The 24,467-nt window shown below is 50.4% G+C and carries 19 protein-coding genes; 9 read left to right on the top strand and 10 right to left on the bottom strand.

All coding sequences use genetic code 11. The features are described from left to right. Positions 1 to 268: 268 nt before the first annotated feature. The 6 genes from nudK (at position 269) to GZ59_RS03795 (ending at position 7,263) form a co-directional block, all read left to right on the top strand. Positions 269 to 850, top strand: a complete 582-nt coding sequence (gene nudK / locus GZ59_RS03770) for a GDP-mannose pyrophosphatase NudK (RefSeq protein WP_011092451.1) — start codon at positions 269 to 271, stop codon at positions 848 to 850. Between the two features lie 394 nt (positions 851 to 1,244). Next, positions 1,245 to 2,510, top strand: coding sequence for an extracellular solute-binding protein (locus GZ59_RS03775; RefSeq protein WP_039290211.1), 1,266 nt, complete (start codon positions 1,245 to 1,247; stop codon positions 2,508 to 2,510). A gap of 63 nt (positions 2,511 to 2,573) precedes the next feature. Next, positions 2,574 to 3,455, top strand: a complete 882-nt coding sequence (locus GZ59_RS03780) for a carbohydrate ABC transporter permease (protein ID WP_039290214.1) — start codon at positions 2,574 to 2,576, stop codon at positions 3,453 to 3,455. Between the two features lies 1 nt (position 3,456). Then, a complete protein-coding gene (locus GZ59_RS03785; RefSeq protein WP_039290217.1) occupies positions 3,457 to 4,269 on the top strand; it encodes a carbohydrate ABC transporter permease in 813 nt (270 codons plus the stop codon). 36 nt (positions 4,270 to 4,305) lie between these two features. Further along, positions 4,306 to 5,391, top strand: a complete 1,086-nt coding sequence (locus GZ59_RS03790) for an ABC transporter ATP-binding protein (protein ID WP_039290221.1) — start codon at positions 4,306 to 4,308, stop codon at positions 5,389 to 5,391. A gap of 348 nt (positions 5,392 to 5,739) precedes the next feature. Then, a complete protein-coding gene (locus GZ59_RS03795; RefSeq protein ID WP_039290224.1) occupies positions 5,740 to 7,263 on the top strand; it encodes a glycosyl hydrolase 53 family protein in 1,524 nt (507 codons plus the stop codon). A 118-nt stretch (positions 7,264 to 7,381) separates the two neighbouring features. On the opposite strand, the gene GZ59_RS03800 is transcribed toward GZ59_RS03795, so the two are convergent. The 10 genes from GZ59_RS03800 to rpiB form a co-directional block, all read right to left on the bottom strand. After that, positions 7,382 to 8,413 carry a LacI family DNA-binding transcriptional regulator gene (locus GZ59_RS03800; RefSeq protein ID WP_011092457.1) on the bottom strand — a complete coding sequence of 344 codons (1,032 nt, stop codon included), beginning with the start codon at positions 8,411 to 8,413 and terminating at the stop codon, positions 7,382 to 7,384. A gap of 136 nt (positions 8,414 to 8,549) precedes the next feature. Next, positions 8,550 to 9,311 carry an amino acid ABC transporter ATP-binding protein gene (locus tag GZ59_RS03805; protein ID WP_039290228.1) on the bottom strand — a complete coding sequence of 254 codons (762 nt, stop codon included), beginning with the start codon at positions 9,309 to 9,311 and terminating at the stop codon, positions 8,550 to 8,552. A gap of 74 nt (positions 9,312 to 9,385) precedes the next feature. After that, positions 9,386 to 10,330 (bottom strand): amino acid ABC transporter permease, encoded by a 945-nt coding sequence (locus tag GZ59_RS03810; RefSeq protein ID WP_039290231.1) that lies wholly within the window; start codon positions 10,328 to 10,330, stop codon positions 9,386 to 9,388. Then, entirely contained in the window at positions 10,327 to 11,223 is an 897-nt protein-coding gene (locus GZ59_RS03815) for an ABC transporter substrate-binding protein (protein WP_039290234.1), read from the bottom strand. Before GZ59_RS03815 ends, GZ59_RS03810 begins: the two co-directional genes overlap by 4 nt. A 411-nt stretch (positions 11,224 to 11,634) precedes the next feature. After that, complete coding sequence (gene licT, locus GZ59_RS03820) at positions 11,635 to 12,483, bottom strand: BglG family transcription antiterminator LicT (RefSeq protein ID WP_080641362.1); 849 nt, start codon at positions 12,481 to 12,483, stop codon at positions 11,635 to 11,637. Between the two features lie 148 nt (positions 12,484 to 12,631). Continuing rightward, a complete protein-coding gene (locus GZ59_RS03825) occupies positions 12,632 to 14,059 on the bottom strand; it encodes a glycoside hydrolase family 1 protein (RefSeq protein WP_039290236.1) in 1,428 nt (475 codons plus the stop codon). 65 nt (positions 14,060 to 14,124) lie between these two features. Beyond that, on the bottom strand, positions 14,125 to 16,044 hold the full coding sequence (locus GZ59_RS03830; RefSeq protein ID WP_039294713.1) for a beta-glucoside-specific PTS transporter subunit IIABC: 1,920 nt from the start codon (positions 16,042 to 16,044) through the stop codon (positions 14,125 to 14,127). A gap of 316 nt (positions 16,045 to 16,360) precedes the next feature. Next, positions 16,361 to 18,355 carry a transketolase gene (tkt, locus tag GZ59_RS03840; RefSeq protein ID WP_039290242.1) on the bottom strand — a complete coding sequence of 665 codons (1,995 nt, stop codon included), beginning with the start codon at positions 18,353 to 18,355 and terminating at the stop codon, positions 16,361 to 16,363. A gap of 15 nt (positions 18,356 to 18,370) precedes the next feature. Continuing rightward, entirely contained in the window at positions 18,371 to 19,321 is a 951-nt protein-coding gene (gene tal, locus GZ59_RS03845; RefSeq protein WP_011092465.1) for a transaldolase, read from the bottom strand. A 198-nt stretch (positions 19,322 to 19,519) separates the two neighbouring features. Further along, entirely contained in the window at positions 19,520 to 19,978 is a 459-nt protein-coding gene (gene rpiB / locus GZ59_RS03850; RefSeq protein ID WP_039290245.1) for a ribose 5-phosphate isomerase B, read from the bottom strand. A 543-nt stretch (positions 19,979 to 20,521) separates the two neighbouring features. On the opposite strand from rpiB, the gene GZ59_RS03860 reads away from it, so the two are divergent. From GZ59_RS03860 to lerI, 3 genes are read left to right on the top strand one after another with little or no spacing between them, the layout of a single operon-like run. Next, positions 20,522 to 21,904 (top strand): MFS transporter, encoded by a 1,383-nt coding sequence (locus GZ59_RS03860; RefSeq protein WP_039290251.1) that lies wholly within the window; start codon positions 20,522 to 20,524, stop codon positions 21,902 to 21,904. A 1-nt stretch (position 21,905) separates the two neighbouring features. Continuing rightward, positions 21,906 to 23,678: an L-erythrulose kinase gene (gene lerK, locus GZ59_RS03865; RefSeq protein WP_039290254.1), complete on the top strand. Its 1,773-nt coding sequence runs from the start codon at positions 21,906 to 21,908 to the stop codon at positions 23,676 to 23,678. Beyond that, positions 23,675 to 24,454, top strand: a complete 780-nt coding sequence (gene lerI, locus GZ59_RS03870; RefSeq protein ID WP_039290257.1) for an L-erythrulose-1-phosphate isomerase — start codon at positions 23,675 to 23,677, stop codon at positions 24,452 to 24,454. Before lerK ends, lerI begins: the two co-directional genes overlap by 4 nt. Positions 24,455 to 24,467: the final 13 nt, after the last annotated feature.

Below are 24,467 nucleotides of genomic sequence, written 5' to 3' on the forward strand. Positions count from 1 at the left end.
GATGGGGAAAACGAAAGCGCAGCACGACTTCCTGAAACGTGACTGATTTAAGGTATAGCATAGTCGATAAACGCGAGATGGACGAAAAGAGCGGAATGAGAGAATGAAACTAAACCATGAATATCATAGGTTTGGTGCGTGACGATGCCGTAATTTCCACCAGACATACGTTTCCTTATTCGTTTATGCGGGAGTTCAAAAGGGATATGATGGCTTCGTTGTTATAAATGAATGCGCTCTTCCAACCATCGATCACCGAGGTGTTTGCATGTCGTCTCCTATTGATATCGTCGAAAAGAAGCTGCTATCCGATCACTGGTTTATTCTTCACAAGTATGTTTTTGATTTGAAAAGAAAGAATGGTGGCGTAGTACGCCAAATTCGTGAAGTTTACGATCGTGGCGATGGTGCGACAATTCTGCTGTACAACCGGGCGAAAGGCACGGTGATTCTGACACGACAATTCCGTATTCCTACCTACGTTAACGGCAACGAAAGCGGCATGCTGCTGGAAGCCTGTGCCGGTTTGCTGGACGACTATTCGCCCGAAGAGTGCATCCGCAACGAGGCGATAGAAGAAACCGGTTATGCGGTTGGTAACGTTGAGAAGTTGTTTGATGCCTACATGTCGCCCGGCGGCGTAACAGAACGGCTGCACTTCTTTGCTGCCGAGTACGATGAATCGCTACGTGATAATTCGGGTGGCGGTGTGGAAGATGAAGATATTGAGGTACTGGAGCTGCCGTTCAGCGAAGCCATCGCGATGATGAACGATGGGCGGATTAAAGACGGCAAGACCATCATGCTGCTACAGCACGCGATCATTCGCGGCTGGTTTGCCAAAGGGTGAACGTATTTTATGGCACACGGCTCTCTCCGTGTGCCGCTTGATTTGTAGTGGTAGCGTTTTCATTTTTGGGTAATGCCGCAGTGACTATGTGATCATGTCGATTATTACCTGAGTAAACGTTTTATTTATTCTTCTGTGACTCAGTTTTAACTTAAATTTCAATGTTATGGGTTGGTTTTTAGGTTGATTTTCATCACTTTTATCGGTCAGGTATAGACTTTTTTGAAGGAAATTTTTCCTAAATTTATTCTATTGAGATCGAATATTCAGCTATTTCTCTCCCTGTTGTGTGACCCGTATCACTGGATGAAGGAATGTAAGCGGTGTAACTCGTTGCTTCATTATGCAGTAACTCATATTCTCTCTTTACAAAAAGTAAAGAAGGACTGCTCTGATGAAGATCAAGAATAAAGTATCTACCCTATTTGCAGTTTCATTTTTCACGCTGGGCTTATCGAGTCAAAGCTTGGCTGCTGACGTCACCGTATGGGCCTGGGATCCTAACTTCAATGTTGCGGCAATGCATGAAGCCTCATCGATATATAAAAAAGCTGACCCAAGTTTCAGCCTGAAAGTGATCGACTCGGGTAAAGAAGATATTGAACAGAAATTAAATACCATGTTGGCTTCTGGGGTTAAAAATGTTCTTCCTGATATTGTGCTTATAGAAGATTATAATGCACAGAAATACCTTCAGGCTTATCCTGATGCGTTTGTCCCATTGCAGGATGCCATCGATTATAGTCAGTTTGCGCCTTATAAAACGAAAGTGATGACGGTCGGGAATAAGATTTACGGTATTCCCTTTGATTCCGGCGTGGCAGGGATGTTCTATCGACTCGATTATCTGGAAGCTGCCGGATATAAAGAGAGTGATATGGTGAATATTACCTGGGATAAATACATTGAGATCGGCAAGAAAATAAAGGAAAAAACTGGCGTTGATATGCTGACCTACGATATGAACGATGTTGTTCTTCCTCATATTATGATGCAGTCCGGTGGAGAATGGTTCTTCGATAATCAAGGCCAAATTAATCTCACCAAAAACGCTGCATTGAAAGAAACGTTAAAAACGATTAAAGCGATTAACGACGCGAAAATTGCACGTCCTATTTCTGGCTGGTCGAGTTTTGTTGGCAGTTTTAATGCCGGAAAATCGGCGAGTGTGGTTTCCGGTGTATGGGTGATTGGCTCAATTAAAAGTGCCGACGATCAGAAAGGAAAATGGCGTGTTGCGCCGATTCCACGGTTAAATCTCGACAAAGCGGTGCGAGCATCTAATCAAGGTGGGTCGAGTTGGTATGTATTAAAGGGCGGCAAAAACACTCAACAGGCGATTGAATTCCTGAAAAAAACATTCGCGGCAGATAGTGATATGTATCAAACCCTTTTGGTTGATCGCGGCGCGCTTGCAACCTTCCTTCCTGCCACATCTGGCCCCGCTTATGCAGTAAAAGATCCGTTCTTTGGCGGGCAACCCGTGTTTGCTGATTTCTCTAAATGGGTGACTGAAATCCCGCAGGTATCCTATGGCATGTATACCCAGGAAGTTGATAACGCGATTGCCGCTGAAATACCCGCATTACTGAAAGGCGATTCTGTTGATGACGTTTTGAAACGCGCCGAAACTGCATTAAAAAATCAGATTATGCAGTAGTGAGTGTGAGCTTGGGGGCCGTGAGCCCCCAAGCACTTCTCTCCAGAAATATATGGTGTGATAATGATGTATAAACCTAAAATGAATAGGCTTTATAACATCAACGGCTGGGCTTTTGTCTCTATAGCTGTTGGGTTAATTGCCCTAATGACGATATATCCTATTTTCAAATCACTTTGGCTTTCCTTTCAGTCTGGCCGTGGAGTGGTGACGCAATTTGTCGGCATGGGAAATATCATTCGTTTATTTAATGATCCGATGTTTAAAACGGCGCTTTGGAATACGTTGACGTTTCTGGTGATCCAAGTGCCGATTATGATTTTGCTCTCATTAGCGATTTCTTCTTGCCTGAATTCGTCGCAGCTTAAATATCGCCAGTGGTTTAGAATAGCGATCTTTTTACCCTGTGTGACGTCGCTGGTTGCCTACTCGATTCTTTTTAAGAGTATGTTTGAACTGGATGGTGTGATTAATTCATTTTTGATGTTTATTCATGTTATTGACGATCCGATTCCGTGGCTCTCCGATCCTTTCTGGGCGAAGGTGACCATTATTATCGCGATCACATGGCGCTGGACGGGATACAATATGATCTTTTATCTTTCCGCCATGCAGAATATTGATAAATCGATTTATGAGGCCGCCAGAGTCGATGGCGTGAGTCCAATCAAGCAATTTATCTTTATCACCATACCATTATTGAAGCCGGTCATTCTTTTTACCAGTGTGACATCAACGATTGGCACACTACAGTTGTTTGATGAGGCCATGAATATCACGAACGGCGGCCCGGCAAATGCGACCCTGACATTATCACTTTATATTTATAATCTGTCGTTCAAATTTGTGCCTAATTTTGGTTATGCGGCAACGGTTTCGTACGTGATTGTCGTTTTTTCAGCAATATTAGCGCTGATTCAATTTAAAGCGGCACGGAAGGGATAATATGAGAAAAAGTAAAATTAACAGCATATTGATGCATGCTTTTCTCGTGTTGATGAGCATTTTCTCGCTTTTTCCGTTCTATTGGATGGTGGTATCCAGTACCAATAGCACCAGTCAAATCAACATGGGGAAATTTACGTTTGGCGATCAATTATTGGTCAATTTTACCAATCTGACGAGCCAGGTGGATCTCGCATTGATATTTTGGAATACATCAAAAATTGCACTAATCAGCACCGTATCGACGCTTGTGGTGTGCTCCATTGCGGGTTATGCATTTGAGATTTATTCCAGTAAACATCGCGAACGTGTCTATGTCACACTATTAGCGACGATGATGATTCCGTTTGCGGCGTTAATGATCCCACTCTTCACCATGTTTGGTAAGGCGGGGTTACTGGACACACACTTTGCCGTGATTATGCCGACGGTGGCAGGGGCATTTATTATTTTCTACTTTAGGCAATGTACTAAAACGTTTCCGAGAGAGTTAATCGATGCTGCCCGCGTGGAGAGCGTCGCAGAATGGAAAATTTTCCTGTATGTCTATGTGCCGATTATGCGAGCCAGCTATTCTGCTGCGTTTATCATTGTTTTCATGACGTCATGGAATGCTTTTCTCTGGCCACTTATTGTCCTCCAGTCTACTGAATTAAAGACGATTAATCTGGTGCTATCCAGCTTTGCTTCGGCCTATTCTCCAGACTTCGGGCTTATTATGGTGGGAACGGTTATTTCTACTCTTCCTAGTTTGCTTATCTTCTTCGCCATGCAAAAGCAATTTATTGCCAGTATGACGGGCGCAGTAAAGTAATACACGCGCAATGGAAAATTAAGTTTGAGGTTCAACATGGCTGATATTTTACTAAAGAATATAGTGAAGCGTTACGATAAAACTGAAACGATCCATCGTATTAATCTTGAGATTAATTCAGGCGAATTTGTGGTATTTGTTGGCCCGTCGGGGTGTGGTAAATCAACGTTACTGAGAATGATCGCGGGATTGGAAGAGATAACGGATGGCGAGATCCATATTGATAACCGCGTAGTTAACCATTGCGATCCCGCAGAGCGGGGGATTGCGATGGTGTTCCAGTCATATGCGTTGTACCCGCATATGACGGTGGCTGAAAATATGGGGTTTGGGTTGAGAATGAATGGGCATCCCAAAGCCGAAGTCGAGAAAATGGTGCGAAAGGCTGCGATGACGCTCCAGTTAGAAGCCTTGTTAGATCGGACACCGAAACAGCTATCTGGCGGCCAGCGTCAGCGCGTTGCAATTGGGCGGGCCATTGTGCGCGATCCTAAAGTGTTCTTATTCGATGAGCCCTTATCGAACCTTGACGCCGAATTACGCGTGGAAATGCGTTTACAAATTGCCCAGCTTCATCAGGAAATGCGTAATACCATGATTTATGTGACGCACGATCAAGTGGAAGCGATGACGTTGGCGGATAAAATCGTGGTGTTAAACAAAGGGGATATTGAGCAGGTCGGGACGCCGATGGAGCTATACCATAAGCCAGAAAATCTTTTTGTCGCCGGTTTTATCGGTTCGCCGAATATGAATTTTCTACCCGGTGAAGTGTTACAGGTTGAAGGAAATAAAGTGAGCATCTTGATCAATAAACTCACTACACTTTCCGTTAATCTTGCTAGCCGCGGATTGCACGCCGATCAGAAAATTACCGTGGGTATTCGCCCTGAGCACCTGAGTATTGATCCGCAGGGGGGAGATGTCAGCCTGTCGATCAATAGCGAAGTAACAGAAAGGCTGGGTAATGCCACGTATATTTTTGGTACTTACTCTGGCGTTAATCATTTCAAAGTACATTTGTCAGGTGACAATAGTATTGTGCCTTACTCAACGATTCCGCTCACATGTCGTAGTGAACATCTTCATTTTTTTGATGAAAATGGGAAAAGAATTAACTAACTATAAATAACTGGTTATATGGGGACCATTAATTCCATATAAAACGCTACGTTGACTCGGTGGAAAAGTCAGAAATTTAACTAAGCAGCCGTTCGTATTCACATCGGCTGCTTATTTTACTATGCGATATTTATTTTTATAAATATCGTCCTCTGTTTTTAATCTGTCCCTAGAAATACCATAAATAATTCGAGTTTCAGAAAGGCGGCAAGGGAAGGAATCCCGATGAGCTTACTCAAGTAAGTGATTCGGGCGAGTGAACGCAGCCAACGCACATGCAACTTGAAGTATGACGGGTATATTTACGTGATAAATACCATTTAAGAGTATCGACTCAAGGAGAAATGAATGAAAAAGAATAATTATTCAGGAATGATCTCTATATTGTTAATGCTATTTATAGGGTTCATGGCAGCCAATGTGGCGAAAGCAGCGCAGCCGTTTGCTTATGGTGCGGATATTGGTTGGGTAAAGCAATTGGAAGATCGGGGGGTGACCTGGCGTGACGATGCAGGAGCTCAGCGCGATGTATTACAGATATTGCGCGATCACGGCATAAACTCTGTGCGGCTACGCATTTTCGTTAATCCTGACCCCAGTGCACTATGGCATAAAGATAATACGACCTGGACGATGCTCGGTTATACGGATAAAACTCGCGTGGTGGATGCCGCTCAGCGTGCCAAAGCGATGGGAATGCGTGTCATGGTAGATTTCCACTACAGTGATGTTTTCGCGGATCCAGGTCATCAAATAAAGCCAGCGGCATGGGCGAGCTACAATATTAGCCAATTAACTACGGCCGTTTATAACCACACACATGAGGTGATGACTGCGCTCGTTTCCGCTGGCGTGACGCCGGAATGGGTGCAGGTTGGTAACGAAATGAACCCGGGGATTTTACTACCGGAAGGGAGCACAAGTCGGTTTGCTAATTTAACGCAGCTACTGAATGCAGGCTATGATGCGGTTAAAGCGGTCAGCCCTTCCTCTAAGGTGATTAGTCATTTGGCGCATGGGGATAATAATTCAAACTCTCGCTGGTTTTTTGACAATTTCCTCACCACGCACGGTGGAAAAACCGATGTGATTGGCTTTTCATTCTATCCCTACTGGGAGGGGAAAAATTATTGGGAACTCACCGGCGCACTGGCTAGCAACCTCAATGATATGGCGAGCCGCTATGGTAAGGAAGTCATGGTCGTTGAAGTCGGCGGTTTAGAGACGAATCCGACAGATAGCTATTGGACTATCAAGGATACGATTAATCTTGTTAAAGCGGTGCCGGGAAATAAAGGGATCGGGGTTTTTTATTGGGAACCTGCGGGTAATGCCAATGTGCTGCTGGATGGCTACGCATTAGGTGCGACGAGACAAGTTTCAGCTAATGTATTGCAATTTACCCGAGCTCTGGACGCGTTTGCCGAATCACAAATCAATTTTATCAACGGAACCCGCTATAAGATCGCTAATCGGCATAGTGGTAAATCGCTTAATGTCGTGAGCGGCTCACATGAGGATGGCGCATTTGTTGAACAATACAGTGACAGTAATTGGGATAGTCAGCGTTTTTATTTTAACGCGATTGGCAATGGTTACTTCAATCTGGTGAATGTTAATAGCGGAAAGTACATTGATATTGATTCCAGTGCCAATGAGGATGGTGCGCAAATTCTCCAAATGTATAACACCGGTCATTTTAGCCAACAGTGGCTAATTTTGGATGCTGGCGATGGCTATTATAAAATTATGAATAGGAACAGTGGGAAGCTTTTGGATATTAACAGTCGTTCAACAGAGAACGGTGCATCAGGTATTCAATGGCATGATAACGGGGGATGGAATCAGTTGTGGCAAATAACCGCTAATTGACGCTCGCTGGCCGCGTAATTTCTTTGCGTGGCCGCATTATCTCTTCAGGTAAGTGTGCCAAGTAGCGTAGCCAACACACCGTCAACTTGACGTATGACGGATATATAAGCGGGTACCGTTATATCGTGCTGAGTGTGAAACTTTCACGCCAGACCATGTCATAACCAATCTGTACGTGTTTCTTATAATGGCGTCCCGCCACCAGTTCTAAAAATAGATCGACGGCGGCTTCGCCCATTTCAGTGGGGTAGAGTCGCATTGTGGTCAGACTGGGGTTGAGGTGCTGTGCCATGGGGATATCATTCATTCCAATCACTTTTATTTGTCTGGGAATGGAAATGCCTTTCTCTTGAATCGCGCGGTACACGCCGATAGCGATAATGTCTGTCGCGGCGAACACAACATCGGGCCATTCTTTTTGTTGCAGCAACTCATTCATCGCCTGATAGCCGGATGCAATACAGAATAGCTGACTGACCTTACATCGTGATTCATGGTAGATACCGTATTTTTGGGTTATTTCTTGAAATACATGCAGCCGGCTCTCATTGTTCCCGATGAATGCAGGTCGCTCAGCACCGCTCTTAACAATGTAGTGTAATACTTCGCGTGCAGCCGCTTCCCGGTCAAAAATCACGGCATCACATTTTTTATTGAGGGGAGCCGAATCGATAAAAATCAGGTTTTTATTTAATGAATAGATTAAGGCGATGTCATCATCGCTAAAATGCCCTACGCAAATGATCGCCTGCGCCTGAGATAACGTATGACTATTGGATGATAAGTTTGTGGTGAATATATTTCGCAACGAAATAGCAAAATGGTGGCAGCGATTTTCAATGCCAATGCGCATTGCGGTAAAATAAGGATCGTTGAGTTCTTCAGAGGGCGTAAGAAAGTGGACGACGGCGAGATGTAATAAATTGTCGTTATCCATTTTAAAATGAGATCGTACAACAAGCGAGTTCTCTAACTTTTTTTTCTGCTGCTTGCGTTGTGTGGGCGATAAATAGGCCAACTCATGGGCAATGTTCTTGATGAGCTGGCGCTTTTCTTTGGTTACCGACAGACTGGGGTCGTTATTCAGCACGCGAGAAACTGTTGATGCTGCGACTCCGGCTTTTTGGGCAATATCTCTAATCGTTGTCACAAAAAATTTTCCATAATTTTTCTATGAAACTTATATTAGCCAATGATTAATTAATTTAACATCCTCATTATTCAAAAGTACGAGTAAATCGTCAGAAATCTGATGGTTGCCAATATCAATGACTATACCCACGTTATCACAGCACCGTTGAGAAAAAGGCCTGTGTACGGCGGTTTTGCGGGGCATCGAGTAGCTGTCTGGCTGGGCCAGTTTCGACAATTCTGCCATTTTCCATAAACACGATGTTATCGGCGATCTCACGGGCGAAACCGATCTCGTGTGTGACGATGACCATCGTAATACCGGAATGCGCCAGCTTTTTAATTACCTGAAGCACTTCGCCGACCAGTTCCGGGTCTAACGCCGAAGTCGGTTCGTCAAAGAGCATCACCTGGGGATTCATGGCGAGGGCGCGGGCAATCGCCACCCGCTGCTGTTGGCCACCGGAAAGCTGGTGCGGCCAATCGTCGGCTTTTTCTACGAGTCCAACCTGTCGCAGCAGCGAATACGCCTGATCGAACACCTCCTGCTGAGCGCGTTTTTTGACACGCAGCGGGGCATCGCTAACGTTTTGCAGCACGGTACGGTGAGGGAACAGGTTAAAGTGCTGAAATACCATACCAATCTTGCTGCGCTGGGCCGCGACCTGTTTGTCACTCAATTCATAGAGCCGATGGCCTTTCTGCCGATACCCGACCAGCGTGTCGCCAACGCAAATAGTGCCGCCATCGAGCTTTTCGAGGTGGTTAATACAGCGCAGCAGCGTTGATTTACCCGCGCCGGACGGACCCAGAATCGCAGTAACCGAACCCGCCTCCATCTGCAAATCGATGTCATCTAAAATCAGGTTTCCCGACAGGGATTTACGCACGTTCCGTAGTGTAATGGCCTCGCCCATAGTTGCGTTTCCTTCATGATTCATTGAGTGCATGACATTGTTCGCCAGTCGTTGATGCGTGATAGCCCGCCAGTTCAGGTGCTGGGGGATTCGCTGGGCTGTGGCCTGTTCGTTGGCTGAGCACGTTGGGTAAACCTTGCGGCACGCAGTTTGCGGCTTTTACCTGGCTTGTTGCGTTTGAGCGTTGAACGGCCGAAATAGCGTTCAATATAGTATTGGCCGACAGACAGCACGGAAGTCAGCAGCAGATACCAGATAGTGGCAACCAGCAGCAGCGGGATGACTTCATAGGTTCGCTGATAAATGATCTGTGCCGAGTACAACACATCCTGAAGTGAAATCACCGAAACCACCGCTGTGGTTTTCAGTTGGCCGATGACCTCATTACCCGCCGGAGGCAGGATGGCGCGCATCGCCTGCGGCAGAACGGTGTAGAAGAATATCTGCGGTTTACGGTACCCCAATGCTCTGGCGGCTTCCAACTGACCGGGGTTGACGCTCTGAATACCTGCGCGAACAATCTCCGCCGCATACGCAGATTGATGCATAACCAGCGCCAGCACGGCGGCATTAAACGGGCTGATGAGCGTATTGCCAGGAACGCTGAAAACCTCGCCGAAGAATGGCAGCGAGAGTGAAATCGTCGGGTAGAGCGCTGCAATGTTGTACCAAAGAAACAGCTGTACCAGCGTGGGGACGCCACGGAAAAACCAGGTGTAGCCGCAACTGACTGCCACCAGCACGGGGTTGCTGGATAGGCGCATCAGCGCCAGTATCGTGCCGCCGCCAAAGCCTAACACCACCGACATTGCGGTCAGTTTCAGCGTCATGATGACGCCCTGAAGAATGGAGTCTTCCGTAAAACTGTCCACAACGACCCGCCATTCAAAGCGGGGGTTGTTCAGCACAGAATGGGCGATAGCGCCCAATAGCAACAGAACCAGCAGGGCGCTGAGCCAGCGCCCGTAGTGTCGGTTGGCGACGATATGCAGTTCCTGATGTGGTGAGGGGAGACTCATCCGAAGATCTCTGCGTTACGTTTCGCCTCTGGGACCGCGCCGTAGCCGATATCCCACTTATCCAAAATCTTCTGATAGGTGCCGTCTTTAATCAGCGAGTTCAATGCGGCCTGAACGGCGTCTTCCAGAGCCGAATCTTTAGGAAACGCAATAGAGACTGGCGCATCGTTGACGGCGATATCACCGCTGATGGCTAGCCGTTTGACTTGACTCACCTGATAGCGTAACCCTTCATAAGGGCCGAAGAACAGCGGGACACGTCCACTGATCACCGCCTGTACGCCGGATGGACGATCGGGGAAGATCGCAATTTTGATCGCGTCTTTCTGTTCTGCAACGCACTGCTTGTCGGCTTCTTGCAAGCGCAGTAGCTGAGTCGTACCGGCCCCTGCACCAATGTCTTTACCGCACAGTACGCTGAGGGAGGTAAATGGCGCGACGTTAGCGTCTTTAAGGGAAATGATGGCCAGTTTTGACGCGTTGAAATAGCCGATGAAGTCGATCTGCTCAAGGCGCTTGGGTGTTGCATTGATATTCGACAGTGCCACATCGTAACGGCCTGATTTTAAACCGGGAATAATATTGTCGAACCCACCGGTATCGTGCCAGTTCACCGGTACGCCCAGCCGGTCGCCAATAGCGTTCATGATATCGATCTCGCGGCCTGCCAGCGTTTTATTATCTTCCTGATAAAAGGTGGTTGGCGGCGTATTGGGATTGGTGCCTGCAACGATAAATCCTTTTTGCAGGACGGCATCTGGCACTTTGGCTTTTAAGGCTGCATCGGGCTGTATCTGAAAGGTGCGAGTCGTGGGGACGTTTTGATCGGCAGAGAAGGCAGGCGGTAATACGGCAAGCATCAGTAATGGAAAGGCAAACAGATTTTTTTTCATTATCTTTACCCAGATTAATTGGCATGTCTTTTTCATCGGACATGGAAAAATAAATGCATTTCTCTTATCAAAAGAAAAGGGACTGATGCGGTATGTGATTTGCCAAACGGCATTTTTTGACACCTTTCTCTTTTAATCTTCAGAGTAAAACCGGACAAATAAAAAAAGGTTATAAGTTATAAACTGGCGGTTTTGTTACGTTTTTTTTTGCAAAAAAAAGTGGGTGAGGTGTTTTTTATCTTTAATAAACATATTGATAGAAGATGTTTTATTGTTCACGCTTCGGAATGAAGACTAAAGAAGAAATATCGCAAAGCAAAGGTGAACCGCAGATATACCCGATACACTGCCAGATGGTAATGGCCGAGAATTTACCCAACTGCGGCGTTTCATCTGGTGAGTGGGTAGGACTTACTCTTGCGGGGCGATGCGAACGATATGAATCATCAGGTACAGCATTTCATCGTTAGAAATGTCGATATTGAGCAGGTTGTGAATATAGTCTTTGATCAGTCGGCTGCATTTATAGGCATCAGGATACTCTTTGGTGACCTGATCAAAAATAAAGTCATCACTTGAATGGATTAGGGTGTTTTCCAACAGGCGCTGGATAAAGAATTGCATGTGCGTCAGGAAGCGTGAGTAATTAATCGATTCTTTATCAATCACGATATGGAAGTTGTACTGGATGATATTAAAGATATCTTTCAGCATCTTGACCGACTGGAGCGTGTTCTCCATATTCTGGACGTCGGTTTGCGCGTTGACTAAATGAAACGCGATATTGCCCGCTTCCTCTTCTGGCAATTCCAGCTTCATCTGCTGGTTAATGTCGTTGAGCGCCCGCGAAGCAATCGCAAATTCCTGCGGGTAGAACCGCTTTACCTCATAAAGCAGACGATTTTGTATGCTGATGCCTTTGCGATAACGCTCAATCGCAAAGCTGATATGGTCGATCAGCGTAAAAAAGACCTGTTCGCTCAAGCGGCCATGAAGTTGCCGGTTCGCATCATCAATAATCTTATTCACGATGTGAACATATTCTTCCCCGACGTGCTCAATCAAACGGGCAAATTCGCGTGGTGATGGGCCACCTTTGAGAATAAAGGTTTTCTCAATTTTGGCTGGATCGAGAATATCTCCAGTCTTGCTGTTAAAGCCGATCCCTTTCCCCATGACAATGATTTCGTTGTTATCTGCATCAGAAGATAACACCAGGCTATTGTTCAGTATTTTTATTGCTTTTATCGGTTCAGCCATCATGCGTTTCTTGAGTGATATCAGTGGGAACGTCAGTGAAATAATAACCCATTTCTTCTCTTTCATGTTGCGGGTGATTGTCCCGCAACATGAGTCATGCAGAGTAGGGCTTATCCCCGTTTTAACGCGGTGTTCTAGGGCGTCAGTATTAGGGCTCGCGGGGAAATAACCGCGTGCCATTTGATTCTATGACACCCTGATACCAGTAAAAACTTTTCTTTTTGATACGGCGTAGATCTTTCAGATCGAATTCATCGCGGTTCACATAAATAAACCCGTAGCGCTTACCGTAACCCTGATGAGTGCTGACCACATCGATCGCCGACCACGGACAATAGCCAATCAGATCAACCCCATCGCTGATGGCGAGCTGCATTTGTTCAATATGACGGGCAATAAAATCGATACGGTATTGATCGTTGATTGTACCGTCAGCTTCAAGTTTATCCGGCGCGCCCATACCGTTTTCCGTAATCAGTATCGGCAGATGATAGCGCTCGTAGGTTTTACGTAATGTTAAGCGCAGGCCAATGGGATCGATGACCCAGCCATAGGGCGTTTTATCAACGTGCGGATTTTCCGCCGCGCGATAGACGCCGGGTTCACCCAGCATGATTTGCTGATCGCCCGCGCGGGCGCTGACGTCCGATGCATCGCCTTTGCTAGCGGCAATGGTGGCGGTGGAATAGTAGTTGATCGCCACGTAGTCAGGTTTTCCTGACTGTAGGATCTCGTCATCGCCGGGTAATGTCTCCGGTGCCAAACCGCGATCTTCCAGATAACGCCAGGCTAGCGCGTTGTAGCGGCCATGCACGGCGACATCCAAAAAGCTCCAGCAGCGCAGCGTTTCCCAGTTGTGCGCGGCGATAGCGTCTTCCGGTTTGCTGGTGGCCTGATACATCGAGGTAGTGTTGATCGCCGGGCCAATCAAACCGTTGGGCGCGAGTTCATGACACAACGCCATGACCTGCGCCTGCGCCAGCATCATGTGGTGGTTCTGCTGATACAGCGCTTTTTTGGATGGTAAAACGCCACCTTCCGGTAAGCCAATCGCGCCGGGATGCAGAATCATGGTGTTCTGCTCATTAATTGTTAGCCAGTATTTAACCTTGTCGCCGAAATGTGTAAACAGCGTGCGAGCGTAGTGAACAAAGGCATCAATCGTGGCGCGATTTTGCCAGCCACCTTGAGCTTCCAGACAATAAGGCAAATCGAAATGGTAGAGCGTGACGACCGGTTCGATACCGTGCGCGTTCAGCTCATCAATTAGCTCGTTGTAAAACGCGATGCCCAGTGGATTTACGTCACCGGTGCCGTTGGGGAGAATACGCGTCCAGGCGATAGAGAAACGGTAAGCCTTCAATCCCAGCTCCGCAAAAAGTTGCACATCGTCTTTAAACCGATGGTAGTGATCGCTGGCTACGGTGAAATCAGCGGTGTTTTCCGGGTGCTGACACTTATCAATGATCGACGGGCTTTTCCCATCGGCCTGCCAGCCACCTTCAACCTGATAAGCCGATGTCGACGCTCCCCACAGAAAGCCTGCTGGGAAATGTTTTTGCTGTTGATAGTGCATATTTTCTCTCACACCTAGGAAGATGGTAAGGCATTGGGTAGAGCACCCAATACCTTTATGGGCGATCAGGCGTTCACGTTAATGATGGTATCCATCGGTGCGATCGGCTGTGGCACGGTGCAGACGACGCTAGCGTACTCATCGCTGTTGATGATCACGACTGGCGTAATCGGGTCATAGCCCAAACGCGTTATCTCATGCAGATCGAAGCTAATTAACCTGTCGCCCGCGGTGACACGGTCGCCCGGTTTGATGTAGCCGGTAAAGTGCTTGCCGTTGAGGTTCACCGTATCGAGGCCGACATGAATCAGTAATTCCAGACCGCTATCCGTGCGGATACCGACGGCATGTTTGGACTCAAGGAATGTGATGATTTCGCCACTGACGGGCGCGACCACTTCACCGTTGTCAGGAATAATCGCAACGCCTTGCCCCAGTAATCCCTGTGAGAATACGTCATCGTTGATGTCGCTCAGCGCGACCAGCTTGCCGGACAGCGGGCTGAGAATCGTTTGCGGTTCAGCGTGGTTTTCTGTGGCCTGTGATTTTTGTGTGGTATTAGCTGCTGGTGCAGATTGGCGCGCGTCTGATTGGGTCGAGTCGGTTTGGGCATTGTCAGTTTCATCCACCGGATCGTCGAATCCCATAATCCAGGTGAGCGCAAACGTGACGACGATTGCAATGGCGCAGGTGATCAGCGCATGTACGATGTTCATCGGGTTTTCGCCAATAAAGGCAGGCAGCGCTGCCAGTCCCGGTGAGACGAAGGCGTAGCGAACCAGACCCGCTAAACCGGCATAGATGCCCGCGCAGCCCCCGCCAATCATGGCGGCAATCAGCGGTTTCTTCAGTTTCAGCGTTACCCCGTATAAAGAAGGCTCGGTGATACCCAGCAGGGCAGTGAAGCCCGCAGAAGAAGCTAACTGTTTCAGGTTTTTGTTCTTGGTTTTAAACGCAACGCACAGTGTGGCGGCACCCTGAGCAATATTGGAAGCCAGCATGCCGGGACCGTTAATCATCTCGAAACCGTTGCGGGTAAGCTGCGAGGTAGCAATCGGCGTCATCGCCCAGGCCGTACCGGTGATCACCAGGAACGGTTGCAGTCCACCCATCAACATCGGAATGAGCCAGCTTGCCTTTCCGTCAATGATAGCGGCACCGCTGGCGACTAAATCGTTGAGGAAAATACCGAAAGGCCCAATCACTACCAGCGCCAACGGTGCGGTAAACAGCAGCACGATCATTGGCTTGGTGAAAAAGGTGATCATCGAGGGCGAAATTTTTTCAGCGAAGCGCTCGATGTAGGACATGATCCACACGGTGAGGATGATCGGTAACACCGATCCGGCATAGTCTGCCAGCCGTACTGGAATACCGATAAAGCTGATCGGCCCGCCTGATGCCAGCAACTGAGCCAGATTTGGGTGCAGCAAGGCGCCCGCAATCGTCATCGCCAGAATCGGGTTACAGGCGAACTTGATGGAGGCACCGTAGGCCAGCAGCACGGGCAGGAAGAAGAAAGCCGCATCGGAGATAGTATCCAGCAGGCGATAGGTCGTGCTGTCGGCGGAAATTAATCCGGTCAGTTTGAGGATCGCCAGCAGCGCTTTGATCATCCCCGCACCGGTAATCGCCGGGATGACAGGAGTGAAGGTGGTGGATATTACGCTGATGATTTGCGAGAAAATGCCGCCTTTCTTCTGCTGCTTGTTTTTATCAGAAGTGCGCTGGCCGTTCATTTCGCCGATCTCATTCAAAATCGCCCGGTAGGTGATTTGAACATCGTTGCCGATCACCACCTGAAACTGACCGCCGCGATCTACGACGCTGATGACGCCGGGAAGTTTGGCAATCGCTTCTGCCTGTACCGCATGGCTATCGTTGAACTCAAAACGTAAACGAGTGGCGCAGTGGGTCAGTTTGCTGACATTCTGCTTGCCGCCGCTCAACGCGAGTATGTCGACCCCAAGTTTTTGATAATTCATTTTTTGATAATTCATAGTTTCACCCTGTGTTGACGCCAATTAGGCCAAAAAAAAAGACCAAAATAAAAATGCACCTCTTAAAAAGAGGAAATGCATTTTTACTTTGGTCTTGCCTGCCGTAGCAGTAGCACGCCGCGATAAAAATAGGCTGGTGCAACGTGTTGTGTTGCGCCGCAATATCAGCATGCGGCGCCAGAGTCATGCAATGTACTCAGGTGAATTAATTGATCTGGATCACAAACAATATCGCCGTTTGCGATCCTTTTGCGCGGAATATCGCAGTCTTACTTCGCTGCAATATGGCTCCATCACAATATTACTTCAGCAGCGCCTGCGCTTTTTCGACCACGTTATCGACAGTGAAGCCGAATGCTTCGAACAGCAGTTCAGCCGGAGCCGATTCGCCGAAGCTCGTCATACCGACAATTGCGCCGTTCAGGCCGACATACTTGAACCAGTAGTCTGCAATACCCGCTTCAATGGCTACGCGCGCCGATACCGCTTTCGGCAGCACCGCTTCACGGTAGGCGGCGTCCTGCTTGTCGAACGCATCCGTTGACGGCATCGACACCACGCGCACCTTGCGGCCGGCGGCAGTCAGCTTGTCATACGCACCGACAGCCAGTTCGACTTCAGAACCGGTGGCAATCAGGATGAGTTCCGGCTGGCCGTCGCTGTCTTTCAGCACGTACCCGCCTTTCACCACGTTCGCCAGTTGTTCTGCGGTACGCGTCTGCTGCGCCAGATTCTGACGCGACAGGATAAGTGACGTCGGACCGTCCTGACGCTCGATGGCATATTTCCACGCCACCGCCGTTTCCACCTGGTCTGCCGGACGCCAGTTGCTCATGTTCGGCGTTACGCGCAGGCTGGCCAGCTGTTCAACCGGCTGGTGCGTCGGGCCGTCTTCCCCCAGACCGATGGAGTCGTGGGTGTAAACGTAGATGCTGCGGATTTTCATCAGCGCGGCCATACGCACGGCGTTACGCGCGTATTCCACAAACATCAGGAAAGTCGCGGTATACGGCACAAAGCCACCGTGCAGCGCAATCCCGTTGGCAATGGCGGTCATACCGAACTCGCGCACACCGTAGTGGATATAGTTACCCGCGTGGTCTTTATCCAGCGATACCGAGCCGGACCAGATGGTCAGGTTGCTCGGCGCCAGGTCGGCAGAGCCGCCAAGGAATTCCGGCAGCAGTTTGCCATAGGCTTCCAGCGCGTTCTGTGAGGCTTTACGGCTGGCGATTTTCGCCGGATTAGCCTGCAAATCCTCGATGAATTTCTGTGCATCGGCCTGCCAGCTGGTCGGCAGTTCACCACCGGTACGGCGTGTGAATTCAGCAGCCAGTTCAGGGTACGCGCTGGCGTAGGCGGCAAACGCCTCATCCCAGGCCGCTTCCTTACGCTGACCGGCCGGTTTGGCGTCCCAGGCGGCATAGATATCCGCCGGAATATCAAACGGCGCGTGCGTCCAGCCCAGCTGTTCGCGGGAAGCCGCGACTTCCGCCTCGCCCAATGGCGCACCGTGCGAGTCGTGCGTGCCGGCCTTGTTCGGTGAACCGAAGCCAATCACGGTTTTGCACATCAGCAGCGACGGTTTGTCGGTCACCAGCTGTGCTTCGCCGATGGCGCGCTTGATGGCATCCGCATCGTGACCGTCCACGCCGCGCACCACATGCCAGCCGTAGGCTTCAAAGCGGGCGGCAGTATCGTCGGTAAACCAGCCTTCTACGTGGCCGTCGATGGAAATACCGTTGTCATCATAAAACGCGGTCAGTTTGCCGAGCTTCATGGTGCCTGCCAGCGAGCAGACTTCGTGAGAAATCCCTTCCATCATGCAGCCGTCACCGAGGAAGGTGTAGGTGTGATGGTTAACAATCTCGTGGCCCGGGCGGTTGAACTGCGCCGCCAGCGTGCGTTCGGCAATCGCCATCCCGACCGCGTTGGCAACACCCTGACCCAGCGGGCCGGTGGTGGTTTCAACGCCGGCGGTGTAGCCGTATTCAGGGTGACCCGGAGTTTTGGAATGCATCTGACGGAAGTTTTTCAGTTCTTTAATCGGCAGGTCGTAGCCGGAGAGGTGCAACAGGCTGTAAATCAGCATGGACGCATGACCGTTGGACAGCACGAAGCGGTCGCGGTTGGCCCAGTTGGGATTGGCCGGATTATGGTTAAGATAATCACGCCACAGCACTTCGGCGATATCGGCCATGCCCATCGGTGCGCCCGGGTGACCGGATTTGGCTTTCTGCACCCCATCCATGCTCAACGCGCGGATAGCATTGGCAAGTTCTTTACGAGAGGACATGCTTGACTCCAAAAGTTACAGCTTGGCCGCCAGCAGCGCTTCCAGCTTTTGTTGATCGGCGGCGAACAGGCGAATGCCTTCCGCCAGTTTATCGACAGCCATCGCATCCTGATGGTGTTCCCAGCGGAATTCGGCTTCAGACAGCGGTGAAGGGGGATGGAATGCTTCGGTGGACGGTGTCAATTGGCGTTCGACAGGATCACTGCTATTTTTCAACTGCTCCAGCAGCGCAGGGGAAATCGTCAGACGATCGCATCCCGCCAGTGCCAAAATTTGTTCCACTTTGCGGAAGCTGGCACCCATGATCACGGTTTGGTAGCGGTGGCGTTTGTAATAATCATAGATATCACGCACGGAGATCACGCCGGGATCGCTTTCGGCCTGATAATCGCTGGTGGGCTGTTTTTCCTGATACCAGTCATAAATCCGGCCCACAAACGGCGAGATCAGGAAGACGCCCGCTTCGGCGCAGGCACGCGCCTGAGCAAAAGAGAATAGCAGCGTCAGGTTGCAGTTAATCCCTTCTTTCTCCAGCTCTTCAGCCGCGCGAATGCCTTCCCAAGTGGCGGCGAGTTTGATCAGGATGCGCGAGCGTGGAATGTCTTTTTCCTGATACATCCCAATAAGTTTACGGGCTTTGGCGACGCACATCCCGCGATCGAACGAGAGGCGGGCATCCACTTCGGTGGAGATGCGGCCGGGAATACTTTTCAGTACTTCTGCGCCGATGTTCACCGCCAGTCGGTCGCTGGCGTTGATGAGCCGCGTTTCCGGGCTACCGCCTTGCAGGTTAGCATAGGCAATCGCGTCATCAAAGAGCGGTTGGTATTGGGGCAGGGTGGCTGCTTTCAGAATCAGAGACGGATTCGTGGTGGCATCTTGTGGTGAAAATTGGCGAATGGAGTCGATATCGCCGCTATCGGCGACCACTACGGTAAACTGCTTAAGGGCTTCTAATTGATTCATGATTGAGCTCCTTGATGTAAATAGAGAAATGGCATGCGCAAAACAGAGCTAACACACTGCACCATGAGGTCGTGGAATAATATGCGCTTTTTCCGATTGCTGCGGTTGGACTCTCTCGACTGAACCCATATTCGGCTGAATGAACAATAAGACTGACGGCCAGTCAGTCTGGGGATAACTGCGGGCCGTCAGACAGGATTACTGGTGTTTTTCCTGATGTTCGTAGTAGCCGATTTTCTCGACTTTTGGCGCGGAGCCGCCACCTTCAAACTCGGCATCCAGCCAGGCGCCAATAATCTCTTTTGCCAGTTCGGGACCGATAACCCGCGCACCCAGTGCGATGACCTGCGCATTGTTACTTTTTCTGGCCCGCTGAGCGGAATAGGTGTCATGGCACTGAGCGGCACGAATGCCGTTGACCTTGTTAGCCACGATACACATGCCGATCCCGGTGCCGCATAACAGGATCCCACGATGGTGCTTACCATCTTTAATCGCGTGCGCCAGCGTGTAGGCAACATCGGGGTAGATCGGATTTTCCCCGCTGGGATCGTAGCTGTAGTCGGTCACCGTCAGCCCTTTCTGCTGTAAATAATCAGTAATCGTGTTTTTCAGATCAATCGCGGCGCTGTCTGCACCAATTGCAATCGAGAGCATATCTATCTCCTGCCTGGCTGAGGGTCAAAGTGAGCCTGATATGTCGCTTTCGTTAGGTTGTTTATAAAAACATGAATAAACAAACACTAACGAGAATCTCTCTGCCTGATTCCGTACATTTCCGGCCTTTTCATGGCTAAACATATACCGCTTCTTTCAAATGTTCAACGTGTGATTATTTGTTTTTTGTTTTGTCAGGGAAGATAAAGCGATAAAAAGAGTGGCTCTGGTCACTTTTACGCCTTTTATGGCGGTATTTTACCTTTTTGATACATATTTAGATCATGCTCACAATTTTTAAACAGAGAGATAGGCAAAAGATCGGGGCGAATATATCGTTCATATGTTCATTGAGTGTGTTAATGATCTGAATCTTTTAGAGGGCATAACAATGTGTCAGACCTGTATGCAAACCATAAAAAAGACAATAAACAATAAAGGTCACACCGGGTATCGAATGACGAAAGAGGATGAAATGCAGGAACAGCCTGGCGTAGAGGCAATGACAGGGAAGGGATTGGCTATCGGTAGTAAGGGGGCTGTATGAGTAAAGTATCGGCTACTGCAACGGCGGGGCAATCTGCCACAAACCCGTCCACCACAAAACCATCTGCTGTAGAACAATCGGCCATTCGCAAGATCTCTTGGCGTTTGGTGCCTTTCGTCGGCTTGATGTTCTTCATTAACTTCCTCGATCGTACGGCCATTTCGTTTGCGGGCCCGAATGGCATGAATGCCGATCTTGCGCTAACCGTCGCACAGTTCGGGCTAGCTTCTGGCATTTTCTTCATTGGTTATATTCTGCTGGAAGTCCCTAGCAATCTGGCGCTGCACCGCTTCGGCGCACGCAAATGGCTATCACGTATTATGGTGTCGTGGGGCATCGTGTCACTGCTGTTTACTTGGGTAAGTAGTCTTGAAGGGTTGTATATCCTACGTTTCCTGTTGGGGATTGCAGAGGCGGGGTTCTTCCCCGGTGCGATCTTGTTCCTCAGTATGTGGGTGCCTGCCCGCTATCGCAGCAGAATCCTGTCATTGTTCTATCTGGCACAACCCCTGACGGTGGTACTCGGTGCGCCACTGGCTGCCTGGCTGATTGAGCAGCATGGCCTGTTCGGACTGTCGGGTTGGCGGGTGATGTTCCTCGGTGTCTCTATTCCCGCCATTATCGTCGGTATTATTACCTGGTTCTATTTGGTGGATCGTCCGGCCGATGCAAAGTGGCTTAACGCCGATGAGAAACGCTGGCTGGTCAGTGAGTTGGAAAGCGAACATGCCACCAAAAGCCACAGCAAACACCCTAGCGTGACGACCGTGATGTTTAATAAACGCGTGTGGGTATTGTGCCTGATTTACTTCGGTTTTATTTACGGTCTCTACGCGCTGGCGTTCTTCCTGCCCACGATTATCGCGGGTTTCCAACAGCAGTTCGGCACGACGTTTAATGTCATGGATAAAGGCCTGATTACCGCTATCCCTTACTTGCCTGCGGCCATCGTGATGTATTTCTGGTCGCGTGATGCAACGCGTCGCGGCTGCCGTTCGTGGCACATTGCTATCCCAGCGTTGACCGGTGCGATCAGCATTCCGCTGGCGCTGTTTATGGAATCCCCGACGGCGACCATTGCGGTGATCACCGTAACGGCCTGCTCCATCTTTGCTGCGCTACCTAACTTCTGGACATTACCGACCCAATTCCTGACGGGAGCATCAGCGGCAGCGGCTATCGCGCTCATTAATACCATTGGCAATGTTGCCGGATTTTCAGCGGGATACATCACCGGTGCGGTACGGGGCGTAACGGGAACCTACGTGATGCCTATGATGATTGTCGGCGGATTTATGCTGCTTTCCGCTGTGTTAATGGTTCTGCTCAGTCGTTCGGATCGGGTATCGAAAGCCGCCTCAGTAACACAGGAGCATTAATATGACGTATTTGTTCAACCAACCTTCCGCCTTTGCTCGGGAACTGACCGAAGGCTTTGTGGCGGCACATGCTGACAAAGTGCGTCAGGTACCTGGCGGCGTGGTCAGAAGTACTCGCAGTCGTGAAGGTGGGGTCGCCATTGTGGTCGGAGGTGGCTCCGGCCACTACCCGGCGTTTGCCGGGCTGGTCGGGCAGGGGCTGGCGCACGGTGCGGCGATGGGTAACCTGTTTGCATCGCCATCAGCCCAGCAAATCTGCTCCGTCGCCCGAGCGGCACACAATGGCGGTGGCGTGCTGCTGACGTTCGGTAACTATGCGGGCGATGTGCTTCATTTCGGACAGGCCAAGGCACGTCTGAATGCGGAAGGTATTCCGTGTGAGCTGCTGGCGGTTACCGATGATATTTCCAGTGCGCCACTGAACGAATGGCAAAAGCGTCGCGGGGTTGCCGGCGATCTGATGGTCTTCAAGGCAGTCTCTGCGGCGGCGGAAGCGGGTTACGATTTGGCCGCCGTGCTTGAGGTTGCCGAACGCGCCAACCAGCGTACCCGCTCGCTCGGCGTGGCCTTTTCTGGCTGTACCTTGCCGGGTGCGGAACACCCGCTGTTCACCGTTCCTGAAGGTATGATGGCGGTGGGCATGGGGATTCACGGCGAGCCGGGCATCCGTGATGTCCCCATCTCAACCGCCGATGAACTGGCTGAGCTGCTGGTCAGTTCACTGTTGAAAGAGGTGCCGCACGGTATTACGACGCTCTCCGGGCAGCGGATCAGCGTGGTACTCAACGGCCTCGGTGGCGTGAAATACGAAGAGTTGTTTGTGGTTTATCGCCGCGTTTCACAGCTGTTGGTTGAGCAGGGGCTGACGGTGGTCGAACCGGAAGTCGGTGAGCTGGTAACCAGCTTCGATATGGCGGGTCTATCGCTCACGCTGTTCTGGCTGGATGAGGAACTGGAGCGTTTCTGGCGTGCGCCTGCCGATGCACCCGCATTTCGTAAAGGCAGTATGTCTCCCGCCGAACCGCTTGCTGAGCGCACATTCACGGCAGAGCTCGAGGTGATCCCACCCGCTACGGCGGCATCGAAAGCGGCAGCACATTGTGTTGCGGCAGCGTTGAATGCGGCGCGTGACATTGTGCTGGCTAACGTCACCGAGCTGGGCCGTATCGATGCGATTGCCGGAGATGGCGATCACGGCATTGGCATGGAGCGCGGGGTGATTGCCGCAGCGGAAAAAGCCACGGAGATGCTGGAACGGCAGGCGGGTGCCGGTACGTTATTGCAACGTGCGGCAGATGCTTGGGCCGATCAGGCTGGGGGCACGTCTGGCGCAATCTGGGGCGTTGCGTTAAATGCGCTGGGAACCGTGTTGGGTGATGAACAACGGCCTGACGGTCGCCGTGTGGCAGATGGCGTGCGTCAGGCCAAAGAGAGCGTGATGCATTTCGGTAAAGCAAAACCGGGGGATAAAACGCTGGTGGATGCCTTAATCCCCTTTAGTTTGGCACTTACGCAACGAGTCGAGGCGGGAATGAGCTTGCCAGAAGCCTGGCAGCAGGCCGCGCAGTGTGCCCAACAGGCGGCTGACGACACGGCACAGCTGTTACCCAAAATTGGCCGCGCCCGCCCGCTGGCAGAAAAAAGTCTGGGAACACCCGATGCGGGGGCGATATCACTAGCCATGATCCTTGATGCGGTGTCGGCCGTGTTGAACCGTGATACGACGTCGACTCTCTCGAATCAGACGGTGACGCAAGCGGAGAGTGAGCGATGAGTTCGCGCAAATTGACGCTGGGCGTCAGCCTGAAAATGTATTTTGGCTATCAGCAGACGCTCGACTGGTGCCAGAAAATCCACGAGATAGCCGAACAGCATCCGCTGGCATCACTACCCTCAGCCCGGCTGTTTGTGTTGCCCGCATTCCCGACGTTAGCACCCGTGGTGCAGCGGTTTGCGCAGTCACCCGTTCATGTCGGTGCACAAGATTTGCACTGGGCGGATAACGGAGCTTTCACTGGGGAAGTGAGCGGCACCATGCTGCACGAAATGGGGTGTTGCTATGTAGAAATCGGGCACGCCGAGCGTCGCCGTTATTTCGGCGAAACGGATGAACATTTCGCGCTGAAAACGGCGGCGGCCTGGCGCAATGGGCTAACGCCAGTGCTGTGCGTCGGCGAGGAACAACGTGGCTCGACGCAGCAGGCAATCGACACCTGTCAGGCTCAACTGGCGGCGTCGCTGAATCTGGCCCAGAAGCAACAGCTGACGGGCGATCTGGTACTGGCCTATGAACCGCAGTGGGCTATTGGCAGCACGGAGCCCGCCCCGACGGCGTACATCAGCGAAGTCTGTCAGGCATTAAAACAGCATCTTCCAACACAGGCTGGCGTGCGCGAGGGGCGAATTATTTATGGCGGTAGCGCCGGACCGGGATTGCTGAGTCAGCTCGGCGACGCCGTTGATGGCTTGTTTCTGGGGCGCTTTGCCCACGATCCGGCCGCGTTTAACGCCATTATGGATGAAGCCTTCACGCTCAGCTCGCAGGCGTAAGAGAGAGGAAATA

Source organism: Pectobacterium atrosepticum (genome assembly GCF_000740965.1).
GTDB classification, from domain to species: Bacteria; Pseudomonadota; Gammaproteobacteria; order Enterobacterales; family Enterobacteriaceae; genus Pectobacterium; species Pectobacterium atrosepticum.